Here is a 12,459-nt window from a genome sequence, read left to right as displayed (position 1 = left end):
ACTGCCAATAGATTTACGCTCAATTGAGTCATACTAAGCACAAATCATAAAGATCATTCCGTAATTTGGAAAATTTGTCATTTTCATAAAGTGGATATTCTCCATTTTTTTCTAAAACGATGTCATTAAATGAGCCCATTCCAGCATAATTCCTTAAAATATCGTGCTTAACTTGAGAAAAATTTGAATCAATTTCCGTCAAAAAACGTTTAAATGCTGTTGACCAATATGTTAAGTCAAATTCTTCAAGCAAATTACTTATTTCACTTATGATTAATTTTATAGATTGAACTTCATTCATTTTAGAGACTTCTCACTGATTACTTTTACTCCAGGAATTTTCCAAGGTTCAACTACAACTATCTGCTGAGTTCCACCAAGATAAAAACCATTTTGTGTACATACTTCCCCTGAATAAACTTTCGTTCATTTGAGAATTAATATACCGTATGTTGTATCTAATGGTGATTTAGCACCTCCCGGCCAAACAGGTAAAACAGCTTTATCAATACGAGTTTGAATTACACTTTCAGGTATTTCTCTAGTGAAAAATTGACCTAAACTGGTACCCTTAACACCGGCTCTATACAGAATAGTGTTGTGCTGCAACTCAAATTCAGTGTACTTACCACCTGCGAATATTCCAGCTAAATTGTTGGATAACGGACCCGTATTTACTGCATTATAGGTACCTAAATTTTTCCCTAAGGGACTTTTTATTTCAACGGAATTGTAAGCAGGTTTATTAACTTTCGTTGAAAGTCTCCCTCCAACCTTAGCTAATAACACAGATTCTGCGACTGATACTGCCCAGTCTAAAGCATCTTGAGTTAATGGACTTAGTTGATCTTTACGATTCGGACTAAATGAGTTAAGTACATTTTGCCCTACTTTAGATTGATATGATCCAAATAAAGCATCCTTACCCTCACTTGCAGTGCTAACTCCACCGTATGTACTTAATCCAGCTAAAGGTGCGCCGATAGCACAACCAACACCTGTTGTACACAAACCCACTCCTGCTGCTCCACCACCAATTGCAGTTAAGCCTCCTCCTACTATTTTTCCAGCTCCACCCGCTCTTGTGACAATCTCATCATTTCTTGTTCTAAGATCATTTGCTTTATCCCAGTTAGTGTAGGTATATAACCCTGTCGCTTCAAGTGCTTCGATTTCTTTTTCATTCTTCGCTCCTAAATCTTGTAATTTTAATAATGTAGAATAATTTGGATCATCTTCTGGCACACCTTCTGCACACTTTACAAGATAACAAGCAGCCTGATAAAGTTTATTCTTTTCAGTTTGAGTCTTGTTTTTAATTAATGCTTGTAGAACTTGTGCTTCGCGTACATTAATCATTCGATTATTTTCCACGGCATTGTGCGCAACCTGCCCACTTTGCACAGTCGAAGCCACCTCACCAGTGCTTGCACCTACACCAGATGCAACCAAACCAGTGATTGCACTAATCGTTCCTTTCTCATCAGCTGTTAAATCTTTGGCTTCTTTGCCATACAAATATTTTGAAAGTAACGGTGCTGAAGCTTCTGCTCCACCTGCTGCTGCAACTGCCGCACCTAAAATTGTATGTACTGAGAATATGGCCTGAATAGCCTTCCTCATCTCTACATTTTAAATATTGACCAATTTCATAACTAACTTTTGAACTTGAAGTAGCTCTCGCAGTAGCTCAACCTAATTGCGTTGGGACACATATCAGCTAAGAGGCATCGACGATTAAACTTTTTCATATAAACTGTTTAAAATGTACCCGACCTAGGAATACATCCAACCGATGTGCTTTCTCGTGCTGGGTGAGCCACAATGCTCCATAAATAAAAATTTGCTGCATCATATGGAGAAGTAAACAAAGATAATCTTGACTTTCGGTAACGTTCGCTATGATAAACCAACCAATATTCACCATCTCTATTAATACACAAGCCTCCATCTAAATAATTTGCATGTTCTGCACCAATATTTACTGTTAAATCTTTATAGCCGAATTTTATCAATTCATCAGTTAACTGTTGATAAGCAATTTTTTCTGCTTTGTTTAATCGCTCAACTCTTTCCTCTTCACTTTTGTAAAAAGAATTACGATTAACATTGATACCATCAAAATCACTATTGAGATTAATGATCATTTTTTGTCTCCTAAATAACCGAATTTTTTCAGCTGCTCAACTGTAGCATATTGTTCAAGCTCTGGTATTTTCACACGAATTTGCGTTCCTCCACCTGGTTGCCCAAATGCTGGTGCAATTTTTTCTTCGGTAATCTTAAAGGGCTTAAGCACTTCATATTGATGATATGATTGAGGTCGGTTTGTCCCAGGGGGTAATGCTCTTTGCTCCAATGAATCTATTGGGCTTGCTAAATACCTCCCATTTTCAGGACCATAACGATCTAAAATTTGACCAACCTGTACATTTTTCTCAATACTACTACCTGGCACTGCCCCCCCATTTGGAGCCACTTTATCCCAATTCCAGTTTCCTCCTATTTCTGCTTCTCCAGTTCTCCAATTTTTTGCATTATCCAATCTATAATGATCATATTGTTGAAAATCTTCAACATTATGATTATTATTAATTTTTTGTCGCTGAATTAAATCATCTGCTACTTTTGCCTCCTTATTGGCTAGACTGACTCCTTTAGCTGTTCCACCACCTACTGCCATTAAAGCTAGATCTGTTGCACTTTCAGGGAAAAATATTTCTGTCGCAACATAACCAAAACCAGCAATATAGTAACTTGCTCCTGTTCTTGGTTTTTCCCCTACCATATAATCTAAAACAGCTGATTTTGCTGGAATCAATATTTTTTCTGCTGCGCTTTGCTTTAAACCATTATATTTTGTACTGCAAGCACCATACGTCATGTTTTGGCAACTTCTTTGTGCATATCTCAAGAAATCTAATTGCTTCGTTGCTTGTATTGAAAATCCACTAGTTTCATTGAGAAGCCCTTTTGCTTCAATTGAAACTTTTAGTCTTCTTAGCTGTTGTTCAATCTCTTTCATTTCCGGTGAAACATCACTTGCCAAAATATTTTTTAAATGTTGTTCTACACAAGCAGCATCAGCTGTTTGCACACACTTATTGAAAGCTTTATCAAGCATTTGGTCGGTCTTTCTTAATATTGAAATTCCTTGCTCAATACAAGCTCTATCATTCGAACTACATTTTTGCAGATGTTTATTCACAGCTTTAAGAGTAGCTCTGGTTTGGTAATTATTATCCACTGCATTTTGCGCCACTTGCCCACTTTGCACAGTCGAAGCCACCTCACCAGTGCTTGCACCTACACCAGATGCAACCAAACCAGTGATTGCACTAATCGTTCCTTTCTCATCAGCTGTTAAATCTTTGGCTTCTTTGCCATACAAATATTTTGAAAGTAACGGTGCTGAAGCTTCTGCTCCACCTTCAGAAATACCCGCAGCCAGTGCATTATTGCCTCCTGCTGCTGCAACTGCCGCACCCAATACAGTATGCGCTAAAATATGCGCTGCACTTCCTTCACTATTGTTGGATTTGAAATATTGCCCAATCTCATAGCTAAGCTTAGGACTCACTGTTGCGGCTGCTATACCTAAGCCACTGCTCGTTGGGGCTGACAAGCCTGCTGAAATGCTATCGACTAATATTCCTAAGGTTTGAAGTTGTTGCTGTTTCTTGTCGAACTCAGCTTGACTCAGTGTTCCTGCTTCCTTGGCTTTTTTAGCTTCATCTAAATTTTTATTAATTTCAGTACGTACTTCTTGGCGGTTCGCATCAAACTTCTTCGTCACATCCATTTGTAAATTAATTTCGCTTTTAACTTGATCTCGATCAAAGTTATTTTGCAATGCGCCACTGTTTTCACGTGCTGTATCTGTTGTGACATGTGTGAGGATTTCTGACTTGATCTGCTCAGCAGAGTTTCCTGTCAGCTCTTCTTGACGAACTGTTTCTCTAATCGTGATATTAGACGTATTAATACCACTTTGCGTCACACTACTGTCTTTATCACTGTCCAAACCAAAACCAATCGACTTGCTTACACCTTGGATTGTGGAAGCATGTTGATCAATTTTTTCAGGCGCTGATATGACAGTACCAGGTTTACCCTGATCAGATTTAGTCGCATTTAATCCAGCACTCAGTGAAATCCCTTTAGCATCATATTCACTGTTATTTTGAATGTTTGAATAAGTCAAAGTCCCTGTATTTAGACTATTATTTTTTAAGTTTTCAGCTTTTTGCGTCGATGTGATCAAAGCACCTTTTAAATCAGTATTAGTCTTCACATTGATTTGGTAACCATCATCTCCAGCAAAGATCCCTGATTGCTCATTGACTGAGGCGTAATTGGCATCAACATTCGACTTACTAAAGCTACCCGATGCATTACCGCCATTGGTACCAACACTGATTTGACCTGAAATATCTTGTTGTTTGCTCTTATATGTTGCAGTATCTTGCAAACTTTCAATATTCAGTTCATTGGCATCTATCTGGATGCCCTTACCTTGAACTTGTCCACCAATAATATTGGTTGTATTACCGCTGCTAATTGTCGTTAAACTGTCTTTTGAACCGACATGACTATTGACATAGCTTGTATCAGTGCCATCGCCTTTGCCTTTTCCAAGATTCCCACCTGCCGTAACACCCAAACCTGTTTGGTTGCTGATGGTTACACCTGCATTCCAGCCTGAACTCTTGTTATTTGATTGTTCAATACTACTTTGTTCAGCGGCTTTGATGTTGACATCGTTATCTGCTACCAAGTGGGTACCTTTCAATCCAACAACATCAGAACCAAGGATATTAATGTTGGAATCTCCCCCTGCACCACTTGCTACAATGTTTGTTGTGCCTCCAGCGCTCACTTTACTTTGAGCAGCTGTATTACTTTGTGTATGGCTTGTTTCTACACTCTTTTGTTCGCCATAGGTTAAACTCACCCCAACTTCTACCGATTGGTTCAAAGTAGCAGAGCCAGTAAGAACATCATTTAATTTGCCTATGGACTGTCCTGCTTTGTAGGTATCGAAGCCTGCATTGGCTGCTGCCATTGCATTAACACGATCATTTTTACTTTGACCCACTTGTTTTGATGAATCTAAAACAGATTCAACTTGTTGCACGATTGGCACATTTACAGCAAGTGTTAAGCCTTTTTGTTCCATTTCACGCTTATAATCATTGATATTTTGCTCGTTGGCTGCTTCTATATTGACACGTTGTGCCAAGATATTTACATCACCTTCTTGTGCTAATACTGTGCTCCCCGTTTGTTGATAGGTGTTACTAGCGATAATGTTTGTATGACCAGCTAAACTTCCAACTGATGAAGCATTGCTTGTGAATTGTTGATTGTTGTTATCTGTACTTTCTTTTATCTGACCTACAGTAACACCTATACCACCACTGCTAAATAGTCCTGATTTTTTCTTACTATAAAAACTCTCTTCAGTAGACTGAGTAAGTGCCGACTCCACTTTTATGTTATTTTTTGCGCTTAAATTGGTATCTTGATCTGCAATAACATGACTACCTTTTACAGAGATATCTTTTTCAGCATTTAAGTAAATATTCTCACCACCAATGACACTAGCTACAGCTTGTGTTTGTTCAGAGCTGTCCTTGAATATTCGAGTCGTTGTACTCGCAAAGCCTTTACTCTTCGTTTTTAAAGCATCATCAGCAACTTTTGTATATTCACCAGATTCAATATTGATATTTTGTGCTTGAGCAACAACATTCCCTGTTGCACTATTGACTTCAGATGCACGTAAATTAATATCATTTCCTGCATTAAGCTGAATATCGTTATTTGCCTGAATCTGACTACCAATTTCTCCAGACTCACTACGTTTAATATAATTATTTGAATCTTTAATATTTTGTTGTTTCTGACTGACTTGTGTCGTTCCCAAGTTAATATTATTTTTGGCATTAAGTTGTGTAATACCCTCTTCACTGGCATTTGAAATAACACCAGCATTGAGTTGTATATCTTTTCCTGCATTTAATGCAAGTATGCCTTGTCCACCTTTAGCTGTTACATAAACACCAGCTTGACGGTTTAAATGCGTGTTTGAACCCTGATCACTTTCTGTTGTATTGGTTTCAGTGACAATATTGATATTTTCACCAGCATCTAAGAATAACTTTTGCTTAGCATCAATGGTCCCACTTAAATTATTAATATCTTTCTTAGCTTTAGCCGAAAGCTGATCTGCTGTTAATCGTCCACCGAGGTTTTGGATACGATCTGCTTGAATCACTAATGCATTTCGACCTGCTATTGTACCGCTGTTAACAAGACTATTTTCAACATTCAGGGCGGTATTACTGCCTGCTAGTAATGCGCCATTGCCATTAATATCTCCATTCTGCAACCTTACATAGACCTGTGGAGCTAGTACAGTTTCAATACTTCCATCACTCAAAGTGATCTGCTTTTCCACCAACCAAATAATATCACTGGTTAATTTAGCAATTTGTTCTACACTTAAAGCTATCCCGACTTTAAGTTGCATTTCTTGTGCAGTTGTTACGCCATTCAGCATCAATTGCTGAAATTGTTCTTCACTGCTATTGAAACCATCTAAAAAGCGTCGACCAGTTAACTGACTCACTTGTTCAGTCGTGATTTTTTGTTCATAGTAACCATCGCCTAAACGTTTATGCAGATTTTGAGGTTCTAAACTCAATAATTTGAGCATATAATCACTGCCTAGCCATTTTTTATAATTTGTGAAAGCTGGATCAGTTTCTATTAAATATTCAGGATTAGCTGGATTAGTATTAAATAAACTACTACTTGGTAAAGACGTATTTACATCAATTGTGCGAACCGTAATATCATTTTCAAGTGTTGAATTTGTATTAAGTTGGGTATTAGGATTCGTCGTTGATAATCCCTGAACATGTTCTTGATAACTCAATACACCTAAATTTAACTCTGTAATCATTGGTGCAGGTCTATATGCAGAAGTATTTGACCCTGTTACATCCGTGCCTTTTTTATGATCTCTCCAAAAATTTGTTAAAGTTCCCTCATCACGTATAATTGTTTGACCTAATGTTTCATGATTGTCTAAATCACCAACCTTAACATCTAGTAATCCCCCAACCAGTATTTGACTGTCCGAATTCAATAATACGTCACCCGTAATTTTAATATTTCCTCCAGCGAGGATTTGACCAGGGGCAGAATTTACAACTTGTGTTTGGTCTTTAATTTTTTCGTAATTATAGCGATGCCAATTTTCATGCCATTGACCATCTGGTGTCACAAGATGATCCGACTCATCATTGCCAATCTTCCAACCTAGTTCAGCTTGGCTACCTTCTAGATAGCGTTGATTCTGCCCCTGTGCTTCATATTCAACTATATATTGACGATCAACTTCTTTTATTTGAGTTTGCAAATGCTCATTGGTATTTCTCAACAATCGACTTGAAATCGTTAAGTCGGCACCTGCTTCAATTTTAGCACTGTTATTATTGATACTTTGTGCTTGTCCAACCGCATGTTTGTTTTCATCTAAAGTGCCAGCAATCACCATATTGCCTTCACTTGAGATCAATGCTTTTTCTTTATTGACAATATCTTGCGCTGCTAAATCTAATCGATCTCGTGCTGCAATCACAGCAGCTATTGTTTCATCAACAGTTTCTTCTTGGTTGAGCACTTTATTTGCAGCTACTGCAACATGGTCACCATAAATACGACCTGTGCCAATATTATTTAAAGTACTCGTCAGCTCAACTAATGTTTGACCATTACTGTTAATTTCACCACGGTTGGTTAAGTTTTCACTTTGAATAAGGGTACCGTTATTGGCAATGATTCTACCTGTATCTTTATTATCAATATCACTGGCTTTAAGTTCTAATTTTGATCCTGCTTGTAATTCTGTTGTATTTACCAAATTACCCACAGTCTCAATTTTTAAATTGTTTCCTGCTTCAATTTTATTTTTCGTCGTGAAGCTCTCTTTTAACTTCAGCTTTAAATCATTGCCTGCACTGAGTTGCCCATCAGCTGTAATTGATGTTGCATCAATCGCTACATTTTGATTCGCTAAAATTTTACCTGCTGTATTCTGAACATCATTCGCTTGAATCTCTAAGTCTTGTGATGAAAGAAGCTCACCTTCGTAATTATTTAAGTCACCTGTACGAATACTTAATGTTTTACCCGTAAGGATTTGTCCTTGTGTATTTTTAAGTTGTTCACTCTCAATACTCAGGTGCTGAACAACTTTAATTTTACCTGTAGTGTTATCAACATCTTTTGTTTTAGCTCTGGCATCTTGTGCTGTAATCACACCGTGATTATTCTTAAAATGCTGTCCCTGGACATTCAAAGTATTTAAGTTTAATGTCGCATCACTGTTATCCAAACCTTGATTGAGCGTTAAACTTACCCCACCATTTGCCGTGATTTTCCCTGCATCATTTTCAATGCTGTCTGCCTTAATTTTACCTTGGGCAAAACTCGCTGTAATAGACGTATTGGCTGAACTGGTACTACCACCGCCTGTCGCAGTGCTTGGGGCTTCTGTTTCTGCACCTGAGCCACCTGTATTTCCACCACCTGTGCCTGTACTAGGGTTTGTTCCTGTGTCTTGATCAATTTCGGTATAACCAATTAAGCCTTTGTTTTTATTATTAAGTGTTTTCGCATCAATCGCTAAGTCCTGTAAGCCTGTTTGAACAACTTTACCTGAACTGTTCTTCAGATCTTTTGTTTCTAGATCAACACGACCTGCATTGAGTTCGCCTTGGTTTTGAATGGTTTCTTTATTTCGAATATTCAATTCAGCAGAAGTTGCTATCAAACCAGTGTTATTCAGGTTTGTCGTTTGTATGCTTTGCTTACCCAAACTCGAAATACTGCCACTGTTATTTAACTCTGTAGCTTGAATATCTAATGTTGCTTGTTGAGGATCTTCTTTATGTTGTGCAACAACTGAACCACTGTTTTGTAGTTGTCCATCTGCACTAATTTTAATACTGCCAGCAGAAGCAAACACTTGCCCTGCATTATTAATACCCACACCTTTGTCTGTACTAATCAGGCTAATCTTCCCTGCGTACATTCCCCCTAAGCTACCTGTATCTATGGCAAATTTTGGTGTGTTGTTCGTTGTACCGCTGCTTGCATTACCTATACTTTTAATATTACTTTGTGCATCAATGTCATTTTGACCTGTGACTATTTGCAAGTCTTTTGCCCATACACCTGCATTAATTTGTGCTGCATGACTAAGTAAACGCGTGTAGTCTGCTGTACTGCTATCTAATCCTTGTCCTGTAATATTGATTAAACCATCGCGAACTTGAAAGCCTGTAACCGCACCATTATTTAGTAACGGATTACCCGTACTTAACGTAACTGCACCAGCATTGATGAATCCACCACCATCAACATTAATTCCAGATGGGTTGGCAATAATTACATCGGCTTTACGTCCACCCACTTCAATATAGCCATTAAGGTGACTGGCATTGGTTGAGTTAACTTGATTCACAATGACTTTAGCTTCACCGACTGCAAGCCAAGGGTTACCTTGGATATAACCACCCAATTGCGTTTGAGCATTTTGACGGCTGTTATTGAGGATCACCCCATTTTTATTCACATCAAATTGTTCGTAGTGGTTCATTGAAACACCAGCTTGGCTTGGCGTTTGAATATTCACCTGGGTTGTACCATTAGCGCTGTTAATAATCGTTGGTCTTTGATTCCCTGCTGCATTTGGGTCTGCAATCACATTGGCTTCTGCTAAATCTGTGGTCATACCAATGCTTGCAACGCCCGTCAAAAGCATGATGGAAAATGATAGAACTTTTAAGCCTAAACTTTTTTCAGCTGTAGATTCTGTGTCTAGCTCTAAATGTGTGATGTTTGAATTACTTGTTTGTCCTTCTGCAGACACATTTTCTGCAACAACGACCATTTCACCACGTGTTTTACTGAAAATCGTTTTATAAAAGTTCTTATTCATTTTTCAATTACCTATTCTTTAATCTTTTAAATAAATTATTCAGCAAGTGCGTATTTGTTTTGCCAATCGTTAAAATCTTGCTCACTCATTAAATCGCCTTTGAATGTCATAACTCTTAAACCTGTCTCTCTACCTCTGTGATAAAGCGATCTCATACCATTTTTAGGAAACAGTTGTTGTGCGACTAGATTCTTCATTGTTTTACTACGGCCAAATGGACTAAACCAATCTATAATCCATAAACGATCACCACTGTTACTTTCATTGATTGACAACGGTAGCCCTTGGCTTTGTATATATTTTTTTTCAGTTTCATTATTTAAAAATGCCCAACTGACATAGCCAATGACTCGACCATTTTCAACACACACAACAAATTGCTTATTCTGTATATAAGGCACAACTCTCGTCATTAAGTAACTTAAGGGTGCATCCTTTAAGCTGGGCACGTATTGCCATAACCACATCAATGAACCCAATACTTCAGCTTCACTCCAATGCTCATGAGGGTAATGTGATGGTGCAATTAAACTAATATTTCCAATTTTCATAATGGCCTCAACTAGAATGAGTAATTCACACTAAAACCATAGTTCATGTCATAATTTTGAAAGTACTCAGGCTTCTTAATCGGCTTACCTGCAAATACGTCATAATAGAAATTCCCACCGACTTTGAACTGTCCTCTGAAACCCATTGCACCACCAATTAAGGTTTTACCCAGTAGCAATTCTGCTGACTGTCCATCGACATGCCCTGCATCTAATGCAATATAAAATTGGTGTGCTGGGAAAATTGACATCGCTAAATCATTACGCCAGTAATAACCACGGTCAGCAGCTAAAGTCATGTTCCCGTCAAAACCACGTACTGTATAACGCCCACCAATTGACATACGATCTTGCATGGTTAATGGTGTATCGTTGTACTGTGCTCTGATTGAACTTGAGTAGTTATAGTTTTGTTTTTCAAATTGAAATGGGACATTTAGATTGGCATCTAATGTCCAAATTTTCATGCGTGAAGAACCTTCATCAAAGGCTTCTTCCGGGGCACGTAAAGCACTAAAAGCACCTGTCCCGCGTTTATACCCAAGACTCAAATCAAGTACCGATGATTTTATATATTCTCGATGATCTATATTGAATTGCCAGCCTGAAACATCACGTCTTTGAATGCTCACCTCTGCATCATCAATGAAGCTTTTTGATTCTCGATGCCAACCTTTAAAGCTTACTGAAGTTTTTCTTTTCGCATCGCGATATAACAATCGTGTTACACCTAGATCTTGTGTTTTACTTTCACCATTGTAGTTATAGACGTTATTCGCTCCGGCAACGGCTTGGTCGTAGTTGTATTGGCTTGCATTAGCACTAATGAGCCAGTTTTTATACGGTACTGAGTAATGCAGTGAATAGTTATTAGTACCACTTTCTACAGTCGTACCATGCTGATCTGTGATTTTTTGTTGATCCGCTAAGTTGCGACCAACTGTGATATAAAATAAATCACTTCGGAATAAAGGGTTATCTAACGAGACTGTTATATTACCTTGATATTTACCTGTTTGGCGACTTCCTGCATCATCCGCACTTAGAGTCACACGGATTGGAATTTTTCTTTGTTTCCATTTGACGATGACATCACTCTGATTCGGTGCATCAGCAGGGACAATTTGAATATCAGCCTCTGTAGTAGGCACACGTTTTAAATTTTCTAAGCCTTGTTCTAAATCTCGTAGATTCAGCACATCACCATTTTTAATTGGGAATATGTTTTTCGCATATTGAATTCGGCCGGCGCGGGTATTATCTTCATCACTTAAATCGAGTTTGATTTCTCGAACCAAACCAGGAATAACAGTCAGTTCTAACCTACTCGTACTTAGGTTTTGTGGGGCTACCAAAATACGTGTTGTGGTATAGCCACGACCAATAATGATGTTTTGTGTTTTAGTCATGAGCAAATTAACAGCTTGCTCACCTATACACATGCCAGACTTAAATTCGAGTTCTTTTAAAGCTTGTGTTAAGTATTTACTAAACTTATTACTCATTTCACCATTGAGTTTTACTTCATTAATATCAAAACATTTTTCTTCTTTTATTTCGTGAAGTTTCAAGCTTTCTTTTTGGCGTACAGCATCTAAATTTACATCTGCTGAAGGTTGTATGATTTTTTCTAATTCTGCTTGGCGTTCTTGATTTCGTATAAGTCCATCAATCGCAGGGTCAAAATTTTGTGCATGTGCAGATGAAATAAATATCCCTCCACCAATACTTAGAAGTATCCCCTTGAACAATAATTTTTCTGTAAACATGTTGTCACTTTGTATTAAATTTGCGATAAATCTAACAATTAAAAGTTTATTTTACAACATCTGTAAACCCTTTGTTTAATAGATATTTATAATCAAATGATTCTTATAATAATTTTAAATCTTT

The 12,459-nt window shown here is 37.7% G+C and carries 6 protein-coding genes; all 6 read right to left on the bottom strand.

The genetic code is table 11. The annotated features are described in order from the left end of the window. Positions 1–28: 28 nt before the first annotated feature. Entirely contained in the window at positions 29–301 is a 273-nt protein-coding gene (locus AC1M9A_RS02255) for a DUF6966 domain-containing protein (RefSeq protein WP_481609526.1), read from the bottom strand. A gap of 125 nt (positions 302–426) precedes the next feature. Beyond that, complete coding sequence (locus AC1M9A_RS02250) at positions 427–1,623, bottom strand: VENN motif pre-toxin domain-containing protein (protein ID WP_481609525.1); 1,197 nt, start codon at positions 1,621–1,623, stop codon at positions 427–429. Between the two features lie 137 nt (positions 1,624–1,760). Next, on the bottom strand, positions 1,761–2,147 hold the full coding sequence (locus AC1M9A_RS02245) for a hypothetical protein (protein WP_481609524.1): 387 nt from the start codon (positions 2,145–2,147) through the stop codon (positions 1,761–1,763). Then, the gene (locus tag AC1M9A_RS02240) at positions 2,144–10,015 is read right to left on the bottom strand and encodes a two-partner secretion domain-containing protein (protein ID WP_481609523.1); all 7,872 of its coding nucleotides are present in this window, start codon (positions 10,013–10,015) and stop codon (positions 2,144–2,146) included. Before AC1M9A_RS02240 ends, AC1M9A_RS02245 begins: the two co-directional genes overlap by 4 nt. Positions 10,016–10,050: 35 nt before the next feature. Then, positions 10,051–10,566, bottom strand: coding sequence for a toxin-activating lysine-acyltransferase (locus AC1M9A_RS02235; RefSeq protein WP_481596953.1), 516 nt, complete (start codon positions 10,564–10,566; stop codon positions 10,051–10,053). Between the two features lie 11 nt (positions 10,567–10,577). Then, positions 10,578–12,335, bottom strand: coding sequence for a ShlB/FhaC/HecB family hemolysin secretion/activation protein (locus AC1M9A_RS02230; RefSeq protein WP_481609522.1), 1,758 nt, complete (start codon positions 12,333–12,335; stop codon positions 10,578–10,580). Positions 12,336–12,459 lie beyond the last annotated feature (124 nt).

The organism is Acinetobacter sp. ANC_7634 (assembly GCF_056779875.1).
This window is presented reverse-complemented; position numbering and strand designations above follow the sequence as displayed.